Below are 24,099 nucleotides of genomic sequence, written 5' to 3' on the forward strand. Positions count from 1 at the left end.
ATTAGGCCGGCGGCTCTGGCTCGGTTTCTTTGTGTTCTTGCACGTGGATCGGCGAGAGGCCTTCCTTCTGGAGGACCTTCATCACCACGTAGTAGAACACTGGGGTGAAGATCAAACCGAAGCCGGTCACACCCAGCATCCCGCTGAACACCGCCACGCCCAGGGCGTAACGCATTTCAGCACCAGCCCCGTGAGCCCAGAGGAGCGGAGCCACACCGAGCACGAACGCGAAGCTGGTCATCACGATCGGACGCAGACGCGTGGTACAGGCCTGGACGGTCGCTTCGAGCAGCGGCATCCCTTCCTTCTCCATCAGGTCCTTGGCGAACTCGACCACGAGAATCGCGTTCTTACACGCCAGCCCCACGAGCACCACGAACCCAATCTGTACGAAGATGTTCAAGTCCATCTGGGCGATGATAATGCCGGTCAAAGCGGCGAGCACGCACATCGGAACCACCAGGATGATCGTGACCGGAAGTTCCCAGCTTTCGTACTGGGCGGCCAGAATCAGGTAAACCAGGATCACAGCACCAATCAATGCCGAGATCGGATTTTGCAGCAAGTCTTTGAACGATGTGAACTGGCTGGCTTGTTCCTGTAGGAACGAGATTTCCGTCCACTCGGCTTCCATCGACGCAGGCAATTCTTCCTGGGCCAGGTTGTTCATGATTTCGAGCACCTGACCGGTACTGATGATCGGCACATTCACGCCGTTGATGGCGGCGGCCGGGAAGTTGTTGTAGCGGTTGATGAACATTGGTCCGACGCTGTCTTCGATCTTGCAGATCGATCCCAGCGGAACCATGCCGCCCGAGCGCCCTTTCACCTTCAACTGCTTGACTGAGTCCGAGTTGACGCGGAAACGGGATTCGGCCTGAACGTTGACTTGCCAGGTACGTCCGAAGCGATTGAAGTCGTTCACATAGGTACCACCCATGTAGACCTGCAACGCGTCGAAGACGTCGTTCAGTTCGACCCCCATCGCCTTACACTTCTCGCGGTCGATATCGATATACAACTGCGGCGTGCTGGCACGGAAGCTACTAAAGGCAACGACGATGCCTGGCTGATCGAGTGCCGCGTTGGCCAGGCGATCGGCCTGGGCTTGCAGCACGGCATAGCCATTATCGCCACGGTCTTCGACCATCAGCTTGAAACCACCCGCGTTGCCCAGACCATTGATCGGCGGGGCCTCGAAGACGGAGATACGAGCTTCTTCGATCTGGGCGAACTTCTTGCGAAGTTCCATCGCGATTGCTTCCGAAGACTCGGCCGCCGTATGTCGTTCCGAGAACGGATCGAGCACGAGGAAGCCACCACCCAGGTTCGAGGTCACAGCATTCTGCACAAACGACTGACCGGCCACATCGACCACGTGACGCACGCCGTGCGTTTCCATGGCGATCTTTTCGATCTGCTTCATCACGTTGTCAGTACGTTCCAGCGAAGCCGAGTCGGGCAGCTGCACGTCGAAGATCAAGTAGCCTTGGTCCTGAGTCGGAATGAAGCCGCCGGGAACGGTCGTGAAACCGAAGCCAGTCAACGCAATCAAACCAACGTAAACGAACAAGGCGACGAAGCTGATTCGCAGCAGCTTGGCGATTCCCTTGCCATATAGATCGGTCGCCCAATCAAAGGCATTGTTGAACACGCCGAAGATCGCAGCCAACATCTTGTTGACGGTGTGGGCCAGCAGCACGCCTACCACAGCACCTGGAATGAAGAACGCAGCGTCGACAAGGTACTTCAGCGAACCAAGGTCGCTGTCTTTGGCGGTGATGAACATGTTGCCGAGCCAGGCCGTCAGCATGCCGAACAAGATGGCGATCCCCCACCAAGGCAACGCTTCGCGATCTTTGGTGTGGTCTTCGCCTGGTTTCGGATCGCTAAAGATCGATGTCGCACGAGCCGGCGTCATCGTCATGGCATTCAAAGCGGAAATAAGCATTGCTGCGGCGATCGTCAACGCGAACTGACGGAAGAACTGCCCGGTGATCCCTCCGAGGAAGGCACTTGGGAAGAACACGCTGGAAAGCACCAGGGTGATCGCGATGATCGGGCCGGTGATTTCCGCCATGGCATTGATGGTGGCCTCGCGGACTTTATAGCCCATGCCTATCCATCGCTCGATATTTTCAAGCACCACGATCGCGTCGTCGACCACAATACCAATGGCCAGCACGAGCCCGAACAAGGTTAAGTTGTTCAGCGTGAAGCCCATCACCATCATGATGGCGAACGTACCGATCAGCGACACGCCGACGTCGATCAGGGGCAGCATCACGGCCTTCCAGTCTTGCAGGAAGAGCAACACCACGATCGCCACCAGAATGATGGCGTCACGCAGCGTCTTGAACACTTCTTCCACCGACTGTTCGATGAATGGCGTGGTGTCGTAACCGATTTCGTATTCCAGACCTGGTGGGAAACGCTTCTTCAGTTCTTCCATGCGGGCCTTCACCCGTTCGCCCACATCCAGGGCGTTCGACCCAGGAAGCTGAAACACACCCAGACCTGCGGATGGCATCTGGTCGAGGCGGCACAACGTGTTTTGGTTCTTGGCACCCAGTTCGACGTAACCGACGTCGCTGATGTGCGTGATCTGACCATCTTCGCCCGTCTTGACCACGATGTCGGCGAACTGTTCTGGCGTGGTCAATCGACCGAGCGTGGTCATGGTCAACTGCATTTCCTGTCCCTTGGGGACCGGAGGCTGACCAATCTGACCGGCGGCGACTTGGATATTTTGTTCTTTCAGCGCTGAGACCACTTCACCGGCGGTCATGTTTCGCGAGGCCAACGCATCGGGGTTCAACCAGATACGCATGCTGTAGTCTTGCTGACCCAGAATCTGCACGTCGCCCACGCCGTCGAGGCTGGCCAGCTGATCGCGAATCTGAATGGTGGCATAGTTGCTCAGATAAAGGTTATCGAGCAGCGGCTTGCCGGTTTCAGGGTCGTCCTTCGAGTAGAGGTTGACCGCCAGCAGAATATTCGGCGACTTCTTTTTCGTCGTCACGCCGGTTTGTTGCACCACGTCGGGAAGCAGCGGCACGGCTTGTGCGACGCGGTTTTGCACCAACACCTGGGCCATGTCGAGGTCGGTTCCCAGGGCGAAAGTGACCGTCAGGGTATAGCTGCCGTCACTTGCCGATTGCGACGACATATAGAGGGCGTCTTCGACACCCACCACTTGTTGTTCGATCGGAGCGGCGACCGTTTCGGCCACCACGTCGGCACTTGCACCAGCATACTGACAGGTCACCGAAACCGTTGGTGGTGCGATTTCGGGATACTGGGCGATCGGCAACAGGTAAAGACAGATCGTGCCTGCCAATACGATGACAATCGAGATCACCCAGGCAAAAATCGGGCGGTCGATAAAGAAGCGAGCCAGCACGGTGTATTCCTTCGTCGTTAGTTAACGGCTATGAGCTTAAAAGGTTTCCACTACCAGGTAACTGGCTACGACTGGTCAGGGTTTTCGGAAGCAGGGGCTGCCTCCGAAGCGTTCGGGGTGGCCGGCTGATCCCCTACGTCATCAGCCGAATCAGCGGCAGGTGCCTCGGTATCGGTTTGGGCGTTCTGCAAGATCTTCTTATCGATTGGCGGAGGTTCTGGCATAGTGCCGTCGTGCGGAACGACTGGCTTGTCAGGTCGAACCAGCAGCGTACCGTTGATGATGACCTTCTCGCCTTTCTTCAAGCCGCTCGTTATGACACGCAGCTTGCCTTGCTTCGTGCCGAGCGTAACGCCGCGGCGCTGGGCGATGCCTTTGTCGTCGAGGACGTAGACATAGCGATCACTTTGATCCGCACCGATTGCTGCTTCCGGAACGAGAACCGCGTTGTACGGAGGACCTGCGGCGACCTTGATACGGGCAAACAGGCCAGGGCGAAGGGCACCATTGGGGTTCGGTACCACGGCACGAACGGTCAACGTGCCGGTGCCAGCGGTGACCTCGTTCGAGCCGAAGTCGATCGTCCCGAGATGTGGGTATTCGGTTCCGTCAGCCAGCATGATCTCGACAGGAATCTTACGATCTCGCAGCGAGCCATCGTCGACACGGCCACCATTGGCTGCGGCGGCTTGTTCGATGTAATGCAGCAATGCGAGTTCGTCGATGTCGAAGTAAACGTACATCGGATCGACCGACACAATCGTGGTCAGCAGGGTAGGGGCCCCGACGCCACTTTGCACCAGGTTGCCCTTGGTGACGTAGGTACGGTCGATGCGGCCACTAATGGCGGCGGTGATCGTGCAATAGTCGAGGTCGACCTTGCGAGCAGCCACGTTGGCTTCTGCCGCGGCGACCTGGGCGTTGGCTTCGTTCGCGGCCGCAACGCTCTCATCGTAAAGTTCCTGGCTCACAGCACCGCTGCCAACCAGCTTCTCGTTACGGGCCAAAGTTGCTTCCGCCAGCTTTGCCTTGGCTTGATACAAGGCAACCTGCGAAACGGCCTGGTTGTATTCGGCCTGATAGGTTCGCTTGTCGATCAGGAACAGCAGTTCGCCTTCCTTCACGTTGGCACCATCCTGGAAGGCAACCTCTTGCAGATAGCCCGAGACCTTCGCGTAGACGTCGACCGATGAAACAGCCTCGACATGCCCGGTGTATTCATCGAAGTCGACGACTTGTCGTTCAATGGCCGGGGCAACGGTCACTTGCGGTGGTTCTGCCTTGGGCATTTGTCGACGGCGGCCGCAGCCTGCGACGGTCAAGACAACAACTGCCAAAATGGTGGCCAGGCGAAGCAAATCCAGCTTCATTTTCTGCTTCCCGTTGATATTCCAGTTGAAGGTCAGGCAATCGGAAGCAGGCAAGGTCAGGCCGCACGGGGCCAACCACGCATCGGACTCCCTTCATAAAAAGGGAAAGCTCCCGAATTTGTGCACCTAACAAGATACCACGCATTTCAGACTGAAATCAGATTCCCCGACCTTGCGATCATAAATTCGCGCGATCGAACGAACTTCCCCTCTTCGATGGCCAGGCCGGCATGCTCTAGGAGGTCCTTCTGGCAGCCGCCTACCCCCATAAACTCGGGCAGGGGAGCTTTCTTTAACCGTCTGAAATCAAGATTTCAAAAGGGCCAGAAGCGGGCTTAAGTCGACGAGCCGATTGTCCGAGGAAAGAATTTTCACCCGCCCTGGAATCGACTATTCAGGGTTGGTGGGGTTATGCAGCTTCGCTTGTGTGGCTTCGATAAACTTCTCGAGAATTGGAAACAATTCGTCAAGTTGAGCGTTGAATTCAGAGAGCTGCTCTTTGCCGGTCGAGAAGTCCATTTCCGAGCCCTGGGTCTCTAAACGCTGGGCAATCAGCGACACATTTTTTTGTTGAAAGAATTGCAGGGCGCTCTTCAGCTTGTGCGCAGCCATGCAAAGTTCAGTTCCGTTGGAGTCCTGAAATGCTCGACGAATTCGATCCTGACTCTCCCGCATTTCGGGGAGATAAGCCTGGACGATTTCGAGCAAAGCCCCCTCGTCGTTCCCCAAGCGTCGTTTCAGGTTGTCCCACGGCACCAACGAGGATTCAGCCGAGTCGACGATCTGGGTGCTGGTTTCTGGCTCGGTGGCTGGCACCACCGCGTCGGTCTCGGCCGATTCGCCATTGGCGACCAGGATCGCGTGGTGGATGGCCTTGTTCAACTCTTTCAGCGAGAGTGGCTTCGAGACGTAACTGTCGACGCCCGCATCAAGGCAGCGAGCCTGATCCAACGGCAAGGCGTGCGCAGTCGTCGCCACGATCGGCATGTGCTGTCCTGACTTCTGTTCCGCTTTACGAATTTCTTGCGTGGCGGTCAGGCCATCCATTTCTGGCATCTGGACGTCCATCAGAATGACATCGAACGATTGCATTTCCAGCAGTTCGAGCACAGCCTTGCCTGTCTCGGCGATCGTGATCGTATGGCCGAAACGCTTCAGCATCGCCAAGGCAACTTTCTGATTGGGGCGACTGTCTTCCGCCAGCAGAATGTTCAGTGGCCTCAGGACCAGGGTTTGCTCTTCGGCTTGCTGCTGCTTTGTCTGAAGATCATGCGAACGTTCGATCAGGCCCATGCCGACTGCGATTGCTTCGACCACTTCGGAAGGCCGGGCCGGCTTCATGATACGCGAACAGATGTTGAGATTCCCTGGGGGATCGAGCTCGTGCAGATCACTGGAGGAAACCAGGATCGCGATGGGATTGCCATATTTCTCTGGGGCCCGACGAATTTCGCTGATAAGTTCGATACCATCTTTGTCCGGCATACGCATATCGGTCAGCAGGACATCGAACGGCCGATTGCCATCCATACCAACTTTCATCTGTTGCAAGGCATCGTCCGCGGTCTCGGCCGCCTGAGGCGAAAGACCTTGGGAAGCCACGATACCGACAAGCGTTTCCAGGTTAATAATGTTGTCGTCAACAACCATCACACGCTTGCCAGCCAATTGGTCGGCGTACGAGTGCCAAGCCGGTTCCGCTTGCGTTTGACTGGCCCGAAGCCGGGTCGTGAAGCGGAATACGCTGCCGGTCCCAGGCTCGCTGGTCACCGAGATTGCTCCTCCCATCAGATGAACCAGCCTCGACGAGATCGTCAGTCCCAAACCCGTTCCGCCAAACTTTCGCGTAAGCGAATTGTCGGCCTGCTCGAAGACGTTGAAGATCGATTCGAGCTTGTCGCTGGGGATGCCGACGCCCGTGTCGCGGACGGTGAACTGCAGTTCGACGATATCTGAAGTGTCGCCTTCAGAATAGATCCGTGTGCAGCCAACATCGATCTGGCCGCTTGGTGTGAACTTGATGGCGTTACCCACCAGGTTGAACAGAATCTGGCGGATGCGTCCGGCATCGCCATGCACGGCTTCCGGAACATTGCTATCGACATGATAGACCAGGTCGAGCGGCATTCCGGAAGTCTTCTGCGAGAGTGGTTTCAGGACGTTGGCGATCAACTCACGCGGCTGAAAGTCGCCATCGCTGAGCTTCAGCTTGCCTGCTTCGATGCGTGAGAAATCGAGGATGTCGTTGATGATTCGCAGCAGCGAATTCGACGCGTCGGAAACGGTCAGCAAGTAGTCACGCTGGTCGGATGTCAGCGAAGTTCGCAGGACGGAGTCGGTCAGGCCGATGATGGCATTCATGGGCGTGCGAATTTCGTGACTCATGTTCGCCAGGAACTCGCTCTTCGCCCGATTGGCTTCTTCGGCATTGGCTCGGGCTGCCTTCGCCGACGCTTCGCTGTCCTGCAGTTCGTGGTAAAGATTCCGGGCGACCGCTTCGTTGCGACCCATCGACCAGACGATGCTGACCAGCAGGAACGTCAGAATCGTTCCGCCAACGCCGATCAACGACGGGGTGACTCGGTCGATACGCAATTCGAAATTTGGCGAACTTCGCGTAACAATAATCCAGTGTCGCCCACCGGCGATAATTTCGGTTTCCTTGCGAAATAAGTTCCAACCCCATAAAGCAACCTCGTCGACCGTTGGTGACTGCGGCACCTCGAACGCATCTTCGTAAAGTGTCGTCGGGTCGCTAGGGTCGTCGGCATCTAGAATTTCAATTTCCAAAAGGCCCTGGTTGAGCTTGTCGATTCCGTCGAGAGTCTCGTTCAAAATGATTGGCGAATAGAGCAAGCCGATCAGGTTCTCTTCACGTTGATTCGGCGTGTCGACAGGGGCGTCCAGCTTATAGACCGGCAAGTAATAGAGAAACCCGCTCGTTTTCTTGTCGTCCTGCAATAGTTCGATTCGCCCGGTAATTTGCGGCTTGCCGGACATCATCGCCTTTTCAGCGGCTTTACGCCGAGTCGGTTCCGAGCCAATATCGAATCCCCACGCCGCGCGATTTCGATCGAGGGGATAAATATGCTTGATCACGTAAAGATCTGGGGCGTTACTGGGACTGATGACGTCGAAATCTGGGGCATCATCCTTCCGTTCGGCCGCGATGAAATTATCGAGATCGCTTCGCATCACCCGTTGAATCAACCCGATGCCGATGGCACCGGGGAACTCTGTTTCGATGTCACGCGACTCGACAAATGTCTCGAACTCTTTTCGGGTCACCTCTTCGCTGGCGAGGTACAACCCACGGGCCCCGCGCAAACCGTAAACGATTCGATTGATCCGGCGTCCAATTTCATCGACGGAAAGCTCTGTCAGGTGTTGGAAACGAGACTGGTTGATTCGATAGATATTCGACTGGGAATCAAGAACCAGAACGGATGTTACAAAGAAACCCAGCAACAAGGTTCCGGTGATGAACATCGCCATCCAGCGAGCACGAGCCAGTTCGCGTCGAATCTGGTTCGCCGCGTCACGACTGCGGATCGACGCGCCGGAGTGTTCGATCAGCCAGATTCCTGAGGCGAGTACAACCAACAAAATGGCGGTGTGAATTGCGGTTGTGGAAAAGATACTCCCGCTACGAAGGCCCGAGGCTCGCACGATGTAAAGCACGACGCCAATCGCGCCAAACAAGCCGCCCAATGCCAGGAGTCGTTCGCCAAATTTTCTTTTTCCGTGCAAGCTTAGCAGAAAGCCGCCGGATAAGAGCGATAGGCCGATGGCGGTCCCGGTCGACATCAGTCCCGGCAGTTTTCCCCGGGCAACAGATCGTGGGTCCGCACTGACCAGCGTATCGATCCCGAACTGAACATTGAACAGGTTCTCGAAAATGCTGGCGAATGACAGCAGCAAAACCAACCAGCCCAGAACTTCTGGCAAGCGACTGCGAAGGTGATATGCCAGGATCGATTGAGACCGAAGCAATCCGGCGGCGGCTAGCATCGCCAGGCCCAGGGCCGTGTTGAACTTCATCGTTGGCAGGCCTGCGATCAGCGATCGTAAGGTAGTCCACTCGGCCGGCCAGGCAATCATGACGATCGCTGCGACGACAAGGGCGACCGCCAACAGCAATCGCGCTGCCATCACCCACCACGCAACCGAGATTTGTTGCGATTGCTCGGAGGGCTCGGGATGAAACAACGAATTCACCATGATGCAAACTCAAAGACTACGCTCGATGCCGCTAACGCAACGGGCCGCTAAATCGATTCTACAAGACCGTGCATCACGGCAGAGCGAACAGTGATCGACTGGCCGACAACCTGTCGGCTTCGCTCTATGATCAGAAGAGTAGGGTAACTGTTGGACATGATAGGAATCCGATCCTTGTACCTGCGTCAGACTTCCGAAGCGATCACAGTTTTAGGAACGATTTGTGAGCCGCTGGTGGAGAAAAAGAACTCGAGGCAGGCAACACTTCGCCAAAATCCGATAAGCCTCGAAGTGCCGTAACGGCCAGCGTACTTCTGGCGGGTGGCCGATGTCCAGTGTTATTTTAAGGTTTCAATCGTCAATATAAATTGTAGCCTTTTCCGAGGTGGATCACCGTGATATCCAGACGAGAATCTACGCTTTCGTTTCGAAGCCGAATCCCTCGTTGTCTGAGGGGTCTAGCAGTGCGTTACGGGCTACCCGAAAAGTGACTCCGCTGGGGAACCTTACGCCATCGATGATGGTCTCCTTCGACGGGCAGAATATCTTCCCCAGATTCTCTTCGTTTCCAGTGACGGGCAATCATCGGTCGTTGGCCCTGCGAAAGATTTCAGGACGGAAGAGTTCCCGCGAAAGCGGCGTAGACGAAACAGACGTTTTAAATGTGATCCTGGAATTAGATTCCAAATCTGTGGCACTCAGCCGCAACGGTTACCAGCACGAACCAAGGGAGTTTTGGGCTGGCTGGCAAACTTGTTCGATTCTTCATTAACTCTTAAGCAGGCCATTTTGCCCGGTCGAAACATACGAGACGCCGCCCATTAGACGCATCGAAATCAATGCGGTGTTAGTCGCAAGTTATGGCGGCATTAGTGTTTGCGAATTGTTGATGCTGCCTGCCCTGCGGGGCGAGTCCATCCCAACGAGAACCGTTGGAAGATCGGCAATTTCATCTTGGAATGGCCGATGCGTCCGGTAGACAATTATGGTGGTCCTCATCGATTTCAGCTTCGCGTAAACTCGCTGCTTCGTAGAAAGTCGAACGTTTCGAGTCGGTAGCGATGTCGAGAATTGGCCTAGGTGCGTTGTTGATCCATCCGTCACGGTTTGGTGGCGCCGAGACCTATGCGCGGCAATTGATTCCGGCCCTGGCACGAGTCGATCAGTCGAACCACTACGTGGTGTTTCTCCCCAAGGGACATGATTTTCAGTTCGAAGCCGACAACTTCGATCTGGTTGAGTTGCCATGTCCGGTCGAGAACATCTATACCCGGGTCATGTGGGAGCACACTTACTACGCCCGGTATCTGAAACAGCATCGCCTCGACCTGACACACTTTCTCGGATCGACGGCACCTTACTTCTATTCACCTCCAAGTGTCGTGACGATGCACGATACGATCCGCCTGCAGCGGCCCGACCTGACGCCGTTTTTACTGGGGCAATATTATCGGCGGATCCAACGACGAAATGTCCGCAGCGGAAAATGGGTGATCGCGGTCTCAGGCTACGCGGCATCGCTCTTGCAGCAAGAGATGCAGATCCCAAGCGAGCGGATCTCGCATGTTTATCACGGGATCGATCCGGTCTTCCTCGACGGCACCGCGACCGTTTCACCAACCACCAAGAAACATCTGCTGTGGGCAGGACGCATGCTGCCGCATAAGAATGTCGAAGTCCTGATGCGTGCTTATCAGGTGTTGAAGCAGCGCGGCGTTGACTTGCCGCTGTTTCGAATGATTGGCGCAAGCGATGCCGATCGGGCTCGGCTGACGCCATTGCTGCAAAAACTGGGAGTCGAGCAATACTTCTCGCTCGAGAACAAATTGAGTCATCAGCAGTGGCGTGACACGTTTCCGCAGCTTTGCCATGAAGCGTTGATTTACTGCTTTCCGTCGAAGTACGAAAGCTTTGGGATGCCGGTCCTCGAAGCGATGTCGACCGGAACCGCCGCGATTTGTGCCGATTTGCCCGCCTTTCGAGAAGTCTTCGGCGATCACGTGAAATACTGCGATGCCGATTCTGAGGTACAGTTTGCCGATGCAATCCAGTACTATCTAGAAAACGAAACGGAACGTCGCCTAGACGAGGCACGCAATCAGGCATTCGCCTCGAACTTTACCTGGGACAACGCCGCGATTCTGACGCTCTACAACTATCGTCGTCAGCTTGGTTTGGCGGCATCGCTTCCAGAATCGTTACGAACATTCGTCGATCGACGCCGGGTGGTTTCGAACGTTTCGTAGCGAAGCTCAGTTTTCCGACTAATACCTGCGTCGAAGGCCCGATGTCGACTACGACAATCTTACCCAATTCGATCGTCACGCCTCTCTCGTCGATCGACGATTGTCGACCGTTGCCGACATCGCAGCAGCCTCGCTATTCGATTGTCATTCCGGTCTACAACGGCTGGTCGCTCACGCAGCGTGCCTTGGTATCCATCGCCGATCGAACCGACGCCGAGCGTACGCCGTACGAGGTGATCATCGCCGACGATCACTCGAAAGACGCCACGCTCGACTGCGAAACGCAGTTTCCTGGCGTCCGTCGTGTGGTGAACACTTCCGCTCGATCAGGTTTTCTGCATAACTGCAACTTCGCGGCCCAAGAGGCCCGTGGCGAGATTATTCTGCTGCTGAACAACGATACCGAAGTTCAGTCAGGCTGGCTCGAAGCGATCGACGAGACCTTTCAGCAAAGTGAACGCATCGGCATCGTTGGTGCCCGGCTGGTCTATCCCGATGGAAGACTGCAAGAGGCAGGATGCACCGTGTTCCCCACGGCCATCACCCGTCGTGAAGGAATCGATGGAGACGCCGACGATCCGCAGTACCTGGAACAGCGCTGCTGCGATTACGTGTCTGGGGCATGCCTGGCGATTCGAACGAAACTGTGGCAAGAGATCGGCGGATTCGACGAGCGTTACTCGCCAGCCTATTACGAAGATGTTGACCTCTGCTTCGAGTCCTGGCAAAGGGACTTCGAGGTGGTTTATCAGCCTGATTGCCTGGTGCTGCATGTCGATGGTGGCTCGATGGCCAGTACACGCACCCAATTGGCGATGAATTCACGCGACAAGTTTCGCAGCAAGTGGCAGGCAGTCCTTGAGCTCATTAAGACATCGCGACCGAAGAATACGACTCCGTTCATGTACAGCGGCTTCGTGCGCAAGGTATGGCGGGCACTGCCACTATCAGGCGCGATGCGATCGCGAATCGTTTCGATGGTGATCAGTCCACCCAAACGCAAGCTCGCCAAGCTCTCGCGCGATGGCGAACCTGCCCCAGGTCGCGTCACCGTGGCAGGCTATTTGCAATCGGCACTTGGGATTGGCGAAGCAGCACGGCTCGAACTTCAGGCCTTGCAGGAACTGCGGTTCGCTCCGGCCCGGCTCGATGTCAGTCCCGCCTTCAATATGGCCGACCTTCAAGGCTGGGGCTTTGGAAATACGATTCTGACCGAAGGGGGTCCGCTGCTCATTCGGACCAACCCACTCGATCTTCCACGAACACTCGGTTTCATTGGCCAGCCCGCCCTCAAGCGGCGTTACCTGGCGGGAGGCTGGGCCTGGGAACTTTCCAAGCCGCCGGCCTATTGCCGCGAGATGTATTCGCTGCTGGACGAGTTGTGGGTTCCCTCGAAATTCTGTGCCGATGCGTTTCAACCGGAAAGCCCAATTCCGGTGCACGTGGTGCCGCATCCGGTCCGCGTTCCTCCGACCAGCGGCAAGACCCGACAAGACTTTGGTTTGCCTGAAGATCAGGTCATCTTTCTCGCGATGGCCGATATGCGTTCCAGCTTCGCGCGGAAGAACCTGGCGGGTGCCGTCGAAGCGTTCGTGGAAGCTTGCGGCGGGCGGTCCGACACGATGCTGATAATTAAAACGCACCACACGCAGCAATCGCCAGAGAATCTGCAGCGGCTTGAAACCGCGATTGGTAAGGCTGCCAATGTGAGGATCATCGATCAACTCCTCAGCCGAGGTGAAGTGGGCGATCTGCTCCGTGTGTCTGGCGTCGTCCTGTCGCCCCATCGCTCAGAAGGCTTTGGGCTCGTGCTGGCCGAAGGAATGCTGCTGGGTAAGCCGGTGATCGCCACGAACTATTCCGGCAATGTCGACTTCATGCCGCCGGGCACGGCAGCGCTGGTCGATTATGAGTTGACTCCCGTTCACGATCCTTCTCAGGTCTACGATTACCCTGATCAAGTCTGGGCCGAGCCTGACAAACAGCAGCTTTCGCAGCACATTGCGGATCTGGCCCATAACCCTTCCCAGCGACAACAACTCGGCGACGCCGCCCAGGCACACGCTCAAGCCTTCTTCGCTCCGCAGCGATTCTACGAGCAACTGCCGGCGAAGTTCCGCGAACTGATGGTCAGTTTCGCCAGCCGCTAAGTCGCCGATCTCTCAGCCAGGTAACGAGCCAACGCGTCTTTCCAAGAGGGAAGGGGAGTCGCTGTTAGATTTTGAAAACGCTGACAATCGAGCACGCTGTAGCTTGGCCGAGGTGCCGCCGCGCCGAACTCTTCCGTCGTGATCGGAAGCACCGAGACATTCCGCCCGGCGATCGCAAAGATTGTCTCAGCGAACTCGTGCCAGGTCGTGCTGCCGCTGTTGGTCAAATGAACCAAACCCTCCGCATTCCCATCGATCAAGCGAACGATTCCTGAGGCGACATCGCGGCAATAACTCGGCGTGCAGCATTGATCGTTGACTACTTTCAGTTCCGAGCGAGTGTTCGACAAGCGAAGCATCGTCTCGACAAAGTTACGGAACCGAGCGCCTCCGCCATACAGCCCACAGGTGCGGACGATCAAATGGCGATCAGCCTGAGCCGCCGCGATTTCCCCCTGAAGCTTACTCTGGGCATAGATCCCAAGCGGTTTCACCGCGTCCGTTTCTGTCCGAGGTTGGTTGCCACGATAGGTATCGAAAACGTAGTCGCTGCTGACCTGAACCAGTGGGACTTCCAATTGGTTGCAGGCGTCTGCCATCGCTTCGACGGCATGCTGGTTGATGTGAAAAGCAGCGTCGCGATCAGTCTCGGCCTGATCGACCGCCGTGTAGGCTGCGCAGTTGATCACCATGGCAGGTTGAAGCTGCCGTAGGGTTGGGCCAATCGAATCGATGTTGGCCAGATCCAACTCCGTTCGCGTGGTGCCAAACGCCCGATCACCGAGTTGGGCAAGCAGTTCACGCCCCAGTTGTCCCTGGGCACCGGTTACTAAAATTGGATTCATGGTGAAGACTGCTTCAGACGTGAAACGAGATGACGCGAATACGCCTAAGGTAATCTGGGCGATTCAAGCTTGCACGGCCCACGCCGGCCGACAAGTTCGCTAGGCATCGAATATCGTCGAAAACGAGGGAGATTGCTCGATTCCCTGACAGAACCTGGCGGAAACAGCTCGAAATCTCCGTAGTCTCTTAACCGAAAAATAAGATACACAGAGTATAGTCAGGGTTTGGTTCGATCCTTTTAGTGACGCCTGGTCTATGAAAATAACGCAAAACATTCTGGTCACCGGTGGCGCCGGTTTCATCGGAGGATGTTTCGTCCGGCAGACGACGGCGGAATCGACTTGCCGGATCGTCAATCTCGATAAGCTCACCTACGCCGGCAATCTCAGTTCGCTGGCCGGCATGAAGGATCCTTCGCGACATCAGTTCGTGCAGGGCGATATAAACGATACCGAACTCGTTTCGCAGCTACTGATCGAGCATCAGCCGAACGTGGTGATCAATTTCGCCGCCGAGTCCCACGTCGATCGTTCCATCGACGGACCGGAGGCGTTCGTCGAGACGAATGTGGTCGGTACGTTTCGGTTGTTGGAAGCTGTTCGCGTCTACTGGAACGGGCTCGCCGAATCGCAGCGAGCTGCGTTTCGATTCTTGCATGTGTCGACCGACGAAGTGTATGGTTCGCTCGGCGCGACCGGCAAGTTCACCGAGACCACTCCTTACGCGCCGAACTCCCCCTATTCCGCATCGAAGGCCGCTTCCGATCACTTCGTACGTGCGTATCATCACACCTATGGTCTGCCGGTGCTGACGACGAACTGCTCGAACAACTACGGGCCGTTTCAGTTTCCTGAGAAGCTGATTCCGTTGATGGTGTTGAATGCCCTGGAAGGGAAGCCGCTCCCTGTTTATGGTACCGGCGAGAACATCCGAGACTGGCTCTTTGTCGAAGACCATTGCCAGGCAATTCGGACAGTGCTGCACAAAGGGATACCAGGCGAGGTCTACAACATCGGCGGCAACAGCGAACGCACGAATCTGGAAGTGGTCCAAGCGATTTGCGACATCGTGGATGAACTGGCAGAAAAGAAGCTGCCACATCCACGCCGTGAATTGATTACGTTCGTCAAAGATCGACCAGGTCACGATCTTCGCTACGCAATCGATTGCACGAAGATTCAAGATCAGCTTGGTTGGCAGCCCACACAAAGCTTTGAATCTGGCTTGAAGGCAACCGTGGCGTGGTACCTCGATAACATGCCCTGGGTCGAGAACGTTACCAGTGGCAACTATCGCCGCGAACGACTTGGCGTGTTGAGTCCGTAGTCGCGAGTTCCAGCACCTAGAGCAATTCATCATTGGCATTGAGAAACCCCCATGTCCCCTTCGCAACGATGCAACAAAGGAATCATCCTCGCCGGCGGCTCTGGCACGCGGTTGTTTCCATTGACCCGTGGCATCAGCAAGCAGTTGCTGCCAGTCTATGACAAGCCGATGATCTATTATCCGCTGTCGACGCTGATGCTCGCTGGCATTCGTGATGTGCTGTTGATTTCGACGCCGCACGACATCGGTCTCTTCGAGCGAATGCTTGGAGATGGCGAGAGCTTCGGCATCCGTATTCGCTATGCGGTTCAGCCCGCACCGGAAGGGCTCGCGCAGGCCTTTCTCATCGGCAAAGAATTCATCGAAGGCGAATCGGTCAGCCTGGTGCTGGGCGACAATATCTTTTACGGTCAGGGCTTCCAGCAGATGTTGGGCAGAGCAGCCAATCAAGTGGAAGGTGCCACGATCTTCGGCTACCCGGTGAAAGACCCGCAGCGCTACGGTGTCGTCGAGTTCGACGCGTCAGGCTCCGCTGTTTCGATCGAAGAGAAGCCGCAGAAGCCGAAATCGAAGTACGCTGTGCCAGGCCTATACTTTTACGATCAAGACGTGGTCGAGATCGCCGAAAACTTGAAGCCTTCCGCCCGAGGCGAACTCGAAATCACCGACGTCAACATGGAGTACCTGCGACGTGGTACGCTGCGTGTCGAAAAGTTCACCCGCGGCTTTGCCTGGCTCGATACCGGGACGCACGATTCGTTGATCGAAGCAGGCATGTTCGTCGAAACGATCGAAAAGCGACAAGGCCTGAAGATTGCCTGCCTGGAAGAAATTGCCTTTCGCAAAGGCTTCATTACCCGGTCGCAGTTGGCCGAACTAGGACGTCAGTTCCGTAACGATTACGGCGAATATCTGAGCGGCATCGCGGAAGAGGAGAGCCCCCGTGGAAATTGAAACGACGAAGATCGCTGGCGTGTTGTTGATCAAGCCGCGCGTCTTCGCCGATCGACGTGGCTTCTTCATGGAAACGTATCGCCATGAACGTTACGCCGAGGCTGGCATCGAAGCACCTTTCGTGCAGGACAATCTTTCCCGCAGCGTTCGAGGAACCCTGCGTGGTATGCACTTCCAGGTGAACTTTCCGCAAGGCAAGCTGATCAACGTGATTCAAGGGGAAGTATTCGATGTCGCGGTCGACCTTCGTGCTGACTCGCCCACTTTCGGCCAGTGGGTTGGCGCTTACCTTTCCGAAGAGAACAAGCATCAACTATACGTTCCCCCAGGCATGGCACATGGCTACTGCGTCTTGAGCGAATCGGCCGATTTTCTCTACAAGTGCACGGAGGTCTACCATCCAGAAGACGAAGAGATCTTGAAGTGGGATGACCCCGATGTTGCGATCGATTGGCCGATCGACGACCCGATTCTCTCCGATAAAGACCAGCACAACGCCAAGCCGTTATCGGCTTTTCAAGATAGGGCGTCTTCCACCCGATAACATCTGCTCGGGAAGCGGTCGTCGCACCTTTAAGGACGTGGCTGGTTGATCGAGCGAGCCTAAGATCCTACGATCAATCCGATGGCGCCCCGATGAAGTCCGTGGCAATCCGTTGCCTTTCGTTGGGGGACCTGTTCGAGGAGGGGGAAGTGATCGCTATGTCTGAACCGTCTCGTCCTTCAGATTCCGCAAATCTCCATCAGGCGATTATCGACAACGATCTTTCTTCTTTGCGTGATGCGATTGAAGCCGAGCCTGGGTTGCTCTACCAGTCGACTGACTCCGGGCTACCATTGCTCTACACGGCTGCCCTCTATCGCAACCAGGCGGCCATCGACTGGCTGCTGAATCAGGGAGCCGAAGTCGACATCTTCGCCAGTGCGTATCTTGGTCGCGTGAGCGAGGCCGAAAGTTTGCTGCAAAAGGACCATGACCTCGTGTTCGCTGTCACGCCAAATGGTATGACAGCGCTACACTACGCAGCCCAAGCCGGACACACCGAGGTTGCCGAACTCATTATCCGGCATCAATCCAATGTGAACGCAGCCGACCAGCAGGGAAACACACCACTGGCGTATGCCACGCATCGCGGACCATGGAAGTCAAAACCGGCAGAGGACATCATCCAGTTGCTAATAGAAAGCGGCGCGGAAGTTGACTGGTTCCAAGCCGCGGCGCTCGGGCAAACGCAACGCATCGCAGAACTGCTGAGCGAAGATAGAGGCTTGCTCAATACGACTGATGCTCAGAACCGAACGGCCCTTTTGCACGGCGTCCGCAACAATCAGCTCGCTGTTGTAAAGCTTCTCGTCGATCAAGGTGCCGACCTCGGCCAATCCGATCCCATCGGCATCGCCGCACTCCATCGGACTTCGCAAGAGTGCAGCGACGAACTAATTCAGTTTCTAATCGATCGCGGTGCCAAGGCCCATCTGGCCTGCTACGTGGCCTGCGGCGATGAAGAAGGAACCGAGGCAGCAATTGCGAGGAACCCACAAGCGATCCACGAAACATTCTATGAACACAACCCCGTCGGTTACGCCATCCACAGCTGGCAACCAGGCACGCTTCGCATCCTGCTAACACATGGTGCCTGCCTGACTCAGGAAGATCAGCAAGCCATCCTCCGCATCAGCAACGGCGATCATGCTTTGCTGAGTGACCTGATGAAGGTAAAGGTCAGCGAGACAGCGACCAAACGTCAGCACGATTCATGAGTGAAGTTGGTGCTGAGGTAGCTTGGTTATTGATTGCTTGCGGCGTCAACGAGAGTCTTAATTACGCCAGCCTTCCAGACGCTACGCTTGTCCTTTGATGCGAATTCGATAAACAACTGCTTGACCAGGGCAAGCATGTCTTCGCGAACAAGATCGAAGAAAGAACCCCGGCGTTCGTAGGGACCTTGAACGATCCAGCCGGTACATTAAAAACCAACGATGACTATCAAGTGAGCGGTACCGTTGTCCAAGCGAAACGAAACCGTCGGGCATGGAATGCAACGCTTATGGGCAAAACAATAGGATCCGGCGCAAGCAGTAGATTACGCAACAGTTGAAGCTGGTACGGAGCCAAGTCACGTGGCTCAGTTAGTGCCATAGACTGGCCGCCAACATTGGGTCGCCCGATCAGATGTGCCGAAGCACCATGAACGCCCTCGATCAGCGAAATGGTCTCTGGCTTGTAGATATGCTCTATGGAATGGACCATCGTCTTACCGTCCCGCCAGGCACTATCCTAACAAGCAAAAAAGTCGGGGTGACACGATTTGAACGTGCGACCTCTGCGTCCCGAACGCAGCGCTCTACCAGGCTGAGCCACACCCCGAGTGGGTCTTTGCTGTTGAAGGCAAAGTGTGCGGAACTGCTTGTTATTATCAGCGAGTTCCGGCGAAGGATTTGATTTTATTCCTCTGGCAAACGTCCGGTCAACCTGGTTGGTTGGCGGGGATTTTCGCTTCGGTGGGCTTCCAGGCGACCAGTTGCAATTCAACATTGCTGCGGCCGCGGAAGGTGTTGATGACCGGGTGATAGGCGATATCGAGCGGGCCATCGGTCGCTTCGAGCTCATCGGCCCATTCGCCTCGGCCGAACGCGACTCCGCGAATCTTGACGCCGTGATGTTCCAGTTGAATCGCCAAGTGACGCTCGCCTCCGCCAATCCTTTTCGGCGGCATCGCCAGCTTGGCGCCACTGGCGCACATCAGCGGCCTGGGGTTGCCTTGGCCGAAGGGGCCGAGGAGGTCGATCTGTTCAACGATCTGACGAGTAAGCTGCGTGAACGGGGCCTCGGCGTCGATGACCAGTTCGGCGACGCGGTCGTCGTCGGTGACATTCGATGAAGCGTACTCGCAGAACTCATGGCGAAAGTTTTCGATCTGAGCTTCGTCGATCTGCAGACCGGCCGCTGCGGCGTGACCACCATGGCCGAGTAATAGATGGTCGCAGGCTTGAAGGGCTTCGTGCAGGTTCAAGCCGTTAGCTGAGCGGCACGAGCCGACGCCTGGTTTGACGCCTGCTTCGTCGAGAGCAATCATCACGACCGGGCGGTTGTACTTCTCGGCCAGTCGGCCAGCGACGATCCCGATGATGCCGGGGTGCCAGCCATGGCCAGCCAGGACCAGGGCCGGATCGTTGTCGGGATCGAAGTTCTCTTTGATTTGCTTCGTCGCGGAAAGCTGAACGCTACGTTCGAGGCTCGAACGACTGTCGTTCAGTTGATGGAGGTAGTCAGCCAGTGCGGTGGCGCGTTCGTTGGAATCGGTCGTCAGCAGCTCGATGGCTAGTTGGGCCTGACCGAGTCGGCCGGCTGCGTTCAAGCGTGGAGCGATGGTGAAGCCAATGTCGTCGCTTGCCAGGGCAGGCTTATCCGACAGGCCAGTCACTTTCAGCAAAGCACTAACACCGGTCACTGGGAACTCGCGGAGGCAGTTCAGGCCGTGGCGAACCAACAGGCGGTTCTCGTCGGTCAGGGGAACGACGTCGGCGACGGTTCCGATCGCGGCGAGTCCGACTGCGGACAGCAGGTAGTTCTTGTATCGGTCGGTCACGCGTTTCGAATCGCATGCCAGTTGGCAGAGTGACCAGGCCAGCTTCAGGGCGACACCCGCACCGCAGAGGCCGCCGAACGGATACGCCGTGCCAGGCAAGCGAGGGTGAACCAGCACCGAGGCATCCGGGAGCGTCTCGCCCATTTCGTGGTGATCGGTCACGATCAGTTCCAGGCCGAGTTCTTTGGCTCGCTTGGCTTCTTCAACGCTGGCGATGCCGCAGTCGACCGTGATCACCATGTCGGTTTCGCGGTTGGCCAGTTTCTCGAGGGCGTCGGAGTTCAGGCCGTATCCTTCATCGATTCGATGAGGAACGTAGTATGAAACGGCCGCGCCCATCAGCTTCAAGCAGCGGAACAAGATCGCGGTCGAAGTGATGCCGTCGGCGTCGTAGTCGCCGTAGATCGTGATCTTTTTATTGGCTTGAACGGCGGCATGAATCCGGGCCGAGGCTTCGCGGACGCCGGGTAGTTCTTCCGGATCGCGGAGTCCCGACAGCTTGGCGTCGAGGAACTCGCGGGCCGATTCGGCATCGCGGATGCCTCGGCAGATCAGAAGTTGAGCGACGACTGGTGGGACGTTGGCGGTGCGTTCGAGATCGCGAACCACGGCCATGTCGTGCGGCAAAATGCGCCAGGTAGCGTCCATGAGTTGGTACGTCGCTCCATCGTAAAGGGAAGAATCGGCTGAGTCTCAATTATCAGCAGGATCAGCCTGATTTCTACCCCTATGCCGAGAATCGCCGGGCTTCGGCGCGGCTTACTTCGATTTCGCCGGCAACGCCTTGGTGACCGATTCGACGACCGTTTCGCCGAGCAGGTCGTAGGCAGGCTTGGTCCAGTGAAAGCGGTCTCCGCGAGCCCACTCGCGTTTGTTGACCAGCAAGCCGTAGAAATCGTTGACCGGCACGTTCATTTCCTGCATGACTTCGGCTGCCATGCGATTGTGTTCGACGATGATCGGATTGACTTCTGCGTCCAGATCGAGCGGTTTGTCTTTAACGGTCACTGGGGTGCTGTTCGCCCAGATCAGCTTGGCGTTTGGTAGTTTCTCGCGTAGGACTTCGACGTAGGCCTTGGTGAGTGGTTGGAAGGTCCCTTCGCGGATGCGTCCATCCTGCCAGCCATGCAGGCCCATATTGAAGTGGACGACATCGTACGGTCCGCTTTCCAGGACTTCAGCCAGCTTCTTGTTGAGGTGTTCGGACTGGTGGTAGGGGTTTACCCAGGCATCGACATACGCTTTGCCCTGCAGGCCTTCAATGGCCTGTTTCATGTAGCCGTTGAGGATCGAATCGCCGATCAGCAGTACGCGTGGTCGGTCTTGGTCGACGATCTGGGCCTGATCGAGTCGCCAGCCTTTGCCGTCGGAATGAAGGCGTTTGTCGGTCTCGACCGGAGTTGCGTCCGGTTTGGGTTCGGCCGCGATCAGGCTGGTGGTCGTAAGAAGAAGCATTAGCAGGGTATGCGTCGATTTCATGGCAGGCTCGAGGGGGCAGGGGGCAGAAGGGGGGATCGCCATGAAACAGCTTGACTGGTTGCCAGGCCGGCGTCAATCAACTTTCCGGAGAGCGCATGCAATAAGCCGGGTCTAGAGAGCCCGGCTTGTGCGAGAGAAGTGATCTCGAAGGTACGCGGCAACCAACTGGTTGCGCGGAGACCTTACTTCTTCTTTTCAACGTGAACCGTGTGCTTTCGCAGCTTCGGCGAGTACTTCTTCAGACGAAGCTTTTCACCACCTGGCTTGCGGCGAAGCGAGTAGTTGTAGTCGCCCGTTTCTTCACAGACGAGGAACACGGTTTCAGCTTTTTTATTCTTCTTGGCCATGGCTGGGACCAACTACCTGCATAAGGGCAAAGGAAGGGTGCATCGAAACCCTAGTTTCTAGCAAATTGGGCCCGGAAATGAAAGGGGCAGGGGGCGTCTTCCGTGGAAAGATAGTAGCGGGCCCCTCAGCGGAATGGCATTCGCAAAAAAGTACCGGGGAGGTCGAGTACATTCGTCAAGAAAAATCGTTCAATAAGGTGAGACGATTCGCAATAAAACGCTTCTGGCGGTGCGAATCAGAGGAGAAGGAACCTAGTCAACTCATCCAAAATCAACACCGATAAGGTCTATTTTGCCCTTGCCGGGGGGTGACGAGAGGGAATCCTCGCCATAAAATACCGTCGGCGACGATTTTCCTTTTCTCGACGCCCCATTCAGTCAAATTGGTACCGATCGAACGTTCGAGGCCCTTTTCTTTCCTCGAGCTCTTTGATTTTGTTCACCGGGTGAACAGCCAGCTTGACTATGAGTTATTGGTCTCCGCTTCTAGCGTGAAGCGACGAAATCTACGGAGAATAATAATGGCTCAGCATAGCGCGGATCATGAATCGCATGAAGAAGAGCATCAGCCACGGCTGGTGAATCGCTTCGTGCTCTTTACGGCAGTCCCCTCCTGGCTGATAAGTCTGGTGGTGCATCTTGTCTTTTTCATGATCCTCCTCACCATCTTCATGCCGCCCGTCGATCGCGAGAAACGCGTTCTGACGATCAACGATTCGGCCGATGCCGAAGAGATCGAAGAACTGGTGATGGAAGAGTTCGAGCCGATCGACGAGCAAACGCTCGAGTTCGACGTCCCGCCAGAGCAGCCGGAAGATGCCGTGCTGAGCGACGAGATTGTCGTGTCGGACTTCCAGGAAGAAATGGCTGCGACCCAAATGGTCGAGCTGAGCGACTTCGCCGACGTCACGATGCCATTCTCGGACATCATGAGTGAAGTCTCAGGCGTCGATGGCAACGCGACCGCTGGTCGTGGTCAGGCGACACGAACCCAGATGCTTCGCGAAAACGGCGGTACCGGTGCCAGTGAAGAAGCGGTTGTCTTCGGTGTGAAGTGGATCGCCGAACATCAACTGCCGGACGGTACATGGAACTTCGATCATCGTCGTGGTGCCAAGAAGCCAGGTAGCAAAGACTTCGGAACCGCATCCAACTCGCCTCGCGCTGCCACCGCGATGGCTCTGCTGCCATTCTTAGGCTCAGGCATCACCCACAAGGAAGGCAAATACAAAAAACAGGTCGAAGCCGGCCTGGGCTCGCTGATCAAGCTGATGGAAGTCCGCGGCGACACGGGCAGCTTCCGCGAAGGGGAAGGCAACATGTACTCGCACGGTCTGGCGACCATCGCTCTGTGCGAAGCGTACGCCATGACCCAGGATAAGAACCTGTTGGGGCCTTCGCAGTACGCCATCAATTACATCCAAGCGGTGCAGGACCCTGTCGGCGGTGGCTGGCGTTACCAGCCTCGTCAGCCTGGCGACACGTCAGTTGTGGGTTGGCAGGTGATGGGCTTGAAGAGTGGTCACATGGGCTACCTCAGCGTCAATAAGAACACGATCGCCGGCGCGATCAAGTTCCTCGATTCGGTGCAGACCCAGAATGGTGCCGCTTATGGCTACGCAGATCCCGGCAGCAAGCCATCGATGAATGCGGTTGGTTTGCTGTGCCGGATGTACACCGGCTGGAAGAAAGAGAATCCGGCACTGCAGCAAGGCGTTGCTAACCTGGCGAAGGCTGGTCCGAGCCTCGGTAACCGTTCGGACATGTACTACAACTACTACGCCACCCAGGTGATGCGTCAGTATGGTGGTGCCCAATGGGATGGCTGGAACACGAAGATGCGTGATTTCCTGGTCAAGAATCAGGTGCCTCAGGATCAAGCCGAAGCTGGAAGTTGGCACTTCGATGGCCCGCACACCGAACGTGGTGGTCGTCTCTACAACACCTCGTTGAGCGTGTTGACCCTGGAGGTTTACTACCGCCACTTGCCGATCTACAAGGCGAATGCTTCGGAAGAAGATTTCCCACTGTAGTCGTTAGAATCATCGCAGCTCATGTAATCGAACCTCGCGGCTAAGTCCAGTTAGCTGCGAGGTTTTTTGCTGCGCTTTCGGCAAAGGAATACGACCTAGAGTTTTCGGTTCTGATCGATTGCCTAAAGGATCGT

General features: G+C 56.3%; 14 protein-coding genes and 1 tRNA gene. 7 read left to right on the plus strand and 8 right to left on the minus strand.

What is annotated here, in order from left to right; all coding sequences use genetic code 11:
* Position 1: 1 nt before the first annotated feature.
* The 3 genes from AB1L30_RS07215 to AB1L30_RS07225 all read right to left on the minus strand — a co-directional run bounded on the left by AB1L30_RS07215 (position 2) and on the right by AB1L30_RS07225 (position 8,994).
* Positions 2–3,403, minus strand: a complete 3,402-nt coding sequence (locus tag AB1L30_RS07215) for a multidrug efflux RND transporter permease subunit (protein WP_367012749.1) — start codon at positions 3,401–3,403, stop codon at positions 2–4.
* 65 nt (positions 3,404–3,468) lie between these two features.
* A complete protein-coding gene (locus AB1L30_RS07220) occupies positions 3,469–4,773 on the minus strand; it encodes an efflux RND transporter periplasmic adaptor subunit (RefSeq protein WP_367012750.1) in 1,305 nt (434 codons plus the stop codon).
* A 390-nt stretch (positions 4,774–5,163) separates the two neighbouring features.
* Positions 5,164–8,994 (minus strand): CHASE domain-containing protein, encoded by a 3,831-nt coding sequence (locus tag AB1L30_RS07225; RefSeq protein WP_367012751.1) that lies wholly within the window; start codon positions 8,992–8,994, stop codon positions 5,164–5,166.
* A 1,061-nt stretch (positions 8,995–10,055) separates the two neighbouring features.
* On the opposite strand from AB1L30_RS07225, the gene AB1L30_RS07230 reads away from it, so the two are divergent.
* Positions 10,056–11,240 (plus strand): glycosyltransferase family 1 protein, encoded by a 1,185-nt coding sequence (locus AB1L30_RS07230; RefSeq protein WP_367012752.1) that lies wholly within the window; start codon positions 10,056–10,058, stop codon positions 11,238–11,240.
* Positions 11,241–11,281: 41 nt separating this feature from the next.
* Positions 11,282–13,390 carry a glycosyltransferase gene (locus AB1L30_RS07235; RefSeq protein ID WP_367012753.1) on the plus strand — a complete coding sequence of 703 codons (2,109 nt, stop codon included), beginning with the start codon at positions 11,282–11,284 and terminating at the stop codon, positions 13,388–13,390.
* Here AB1L30_RS07235 and rfbD read toward each other — a convergent pair.
* A complete protein-coding gene (gene rfbD, locus AB1L30_RS07240) occupies positions 13,387–14,235 on the minus strand; it encodes a dTDP-4-dehydrorhamnose reductase (protein ID WP_367012754.1) in 849 nt (282 codons plus the stop codon). The two genes, AB1L30_RS07235 and rfbD, sit on opposite strands and share 4 nt — an antisense overlap.
* Positions 14,236–14,491: 256 nt before the next feature.
* On the opposite strand from rfbD, the gene rfbB reads away from it, so the two are divergent.
* The 4 genes from rfbB to AB1L30_RS07260 all read left to right on the plus strand — a co-directional run bounded on the left by rfbB (position 14,492) and on the right by AB1L30_RS07260 (position 18,277).
* Positions 14,492–15,562 carry a dTDP-glucose 4,6-dehydratase gene (gene rfbB, locus AB1L30_RS07245; RefSeq protein WP_367012755.1) on the plus strand — a complete coding sequence of 357 codons (1,071 nt, stop codon included), beginning with the start codon at positions 14,492–14,494 and terminating at the stop codon, positions 15,560–15,562.
* Between the two features lie 51 nt (positions 15,563–15,613).
* Positions 15,614–16,516: a glucose-1-phosphate thymidylyltransferase RfbA gene (rfbA, locus tag AB1L30_RS07250; RefSeq protein WP_367012756.1), complete on the plus strand. Its 903-nt coding sequence runs from the start codon at positions 15,614–15,616 to the stop codon at positions 16,514–16,516.
* Positions 16,506–17,060, plus strand: coding sequence for a dTDP-4-dehydrorhamnose 3,5-epimerase (gene rfbC, locus AB1L30_RS07255; protein ID WP_367012757.1), 555 nt, complete (start codon positions 16,506–16,508; stop codon positions 17,058–17,060). The genes rfbA and rfbC overlap by 11 nt, the downstream gene beginning before the upstream one ends.
* Before the next feature lie 158 nt (positions 17,061–17,218).
* The gene (locus AB1L30_RS07260) at positions 17,219–18,277 is read left to right on the plus strand and encodes an ankyrin repeat domain-containing protein (RefSeq protein WP_367012758.1); all 1,059 of its coding nucleotides are present in this window, start codon (positions 17,219–17,221) and stop codon (positions 18,275–18,277) included.
* Between the two features lie 533 nt (positions 18,278–18,810).
* Here the strand turns inward: AB1L30_RS07260 and AB1L30_RS07265 are convergent.
* The 4 genes from AB1L30_RS07265 to rpmG form a co-directional block, all read right to left on the minus strand.
* A tRNA-Pro gene (locus AB1L30_RS07265) sits at positions 18,811–18,884 on the minus strand.
* 100 nt (positions 18,885–18,984) lie between these two features.
* On the minus strand, positions 18,985–20,754 hold the full coding sequence (recJ, locus tag AB1L30_RS07270; RefSeq protein ID WP_367012759.1) for a single-stranded-DNA-specific exonuclease RecJ: 1,770 nt from the start codon (positions 20,752–20,754) through the stop codon (positions 18,985–18,987).
* A gap of 111 nt (positions 20,755–20,865) precedes the next feature.
* Positions 20,866–21,585, minus strand: a complete 720-nt coding sequence (locus tag AB1L30_RS07275; RefSeq protein ID WP_367012760.1) for an SGNH/GDSL hydrolase family protein — start codon at positions 21,583–21,585, stop codon at positions 20,866–20,868.
* Positions 21,586–21,767: 182 nt separating this feature from the next.
* The gene (gene rpmG / locus AB1L30_RS07280) at positions 21,768–21,932 is read right to left on the minus strand and encodes a 50S ribosomal protein L33 (protein WP_345087929.1); all 165 of its coding nucleotides are present in this window, start codon (positions 21,930–21,932) and stop codon (positions 21,768–21,770) included.
* 521 nt (positions 21,933–22,453) lie between these two features.
* On the opposite strand from rpmG, the gene AB1L30_RS07285 reads away from it, so the two are divergent.
* Positions 22,454–23,965, plus strand: coding sequence for a prenyltransferase/squalene oxidase repeat-containing protein (locus AB1L30_RS07285; RefSeq protein WP_367012761.1), 1,512 nt, complete (start codon positions 22,454–22,456; stop codon positions 23,963–23,965).
* Positions 23,966–24,099: the final 134 nt, after the last annotated feature.

The sequence above is a fragment of the Bremerella sp. JC817 genome, assembly GCF_040718835.1.
Taxonomy (GTDB): domain Bacteria; phylum Planctomycetota; class Planctomycetia; order Pirellulales; family Pirellulaceae; genus Bremerella.

Bases quoted from the DNA above. Each gene is read 5' to 3' on its own strand.
- AB1L30_RS07220 (WP_367012750.1), bottom strand. From the start codon at position 4,773: ATGAAGCTGGATTTGCTTCGCCTGGCCACCATTTTGGCAGTTGTTGTC.
- AB1L30_RS07225 (WP_367012751.1), bottom strand. From the start codon at position 8,994: ATGGTGAATTCGTTGTTTCATCCCGAGCCCTCCGAGCAATCGCAACAA.
- AB1L30_RS07230 (WP_367012752.1), top strand. From the start codon at position 10,056: ATGTCGAGAATTGGCCTAGGTGCGTTGTTGATCCATCCGTCACGGTTT.
- AB1L30_RS07235 (WP_367012753.1), top strand. From the start codon at position 11,282: ATGTCGACTACGACAATCTTACCCAATTCGATCGTCACGCCTCTCTCG.
- rfbD (WP_367012754.1), bottom strand. From the start codon at position 14,235: ATGAATCCAATTTTAGTAACCGGTGCCCAGGGACAACTGGGGCGTGAA.
- rfbB (WP_367012755.1), top strand. From the start codon at position 14,492: ATGAAAATAACGCAAAACATTCTGGTCACCGGTGGCGCCGGTTTCATC.
- rfbA (WP_367012756.1), top strand. From the start codon at position 15,614: ATGTCCCCTTCGCAACGATGCAACAAAGGAATCATCCTCGCCGGCGGC.
- AB1L30_RS07260 (WP_367012758.1), top strand. From the start codon at position 17,219: ATGTCTGAACCGTCTCGTCCTTCAGATTCCGCAAATCTCCATCAGGCG.
- recJ (WP_367012759.1), bottom strand. From the start codon at position 20,754: ATGGACGCTACCTGGCGCATTTTGCCGCACGACATGGCCGTGGTTCGC.
- AB1L30_RS07275 (WP_367012760.1), bottom strand. From the start codon at position 21,585: ATGAAATCGACGCATACCCTGCTAATGCTTCTTCTTACGACCACCAGC.
- rpmG (WP_345087929.1), bottom strand. From the start codon at position 21,932: ATGGCCAAGAAGAATAAAAAAGCTGAAACCGTGTTCCTCGTCTGTGAA.
- AB1L30_RS07285 (WP_367012761.1), top strand. From the start codon at position 22,454: ATGGCTCAGCATAGCGCGGATCATGAATCGCATGAAGAAGAGCATCAG.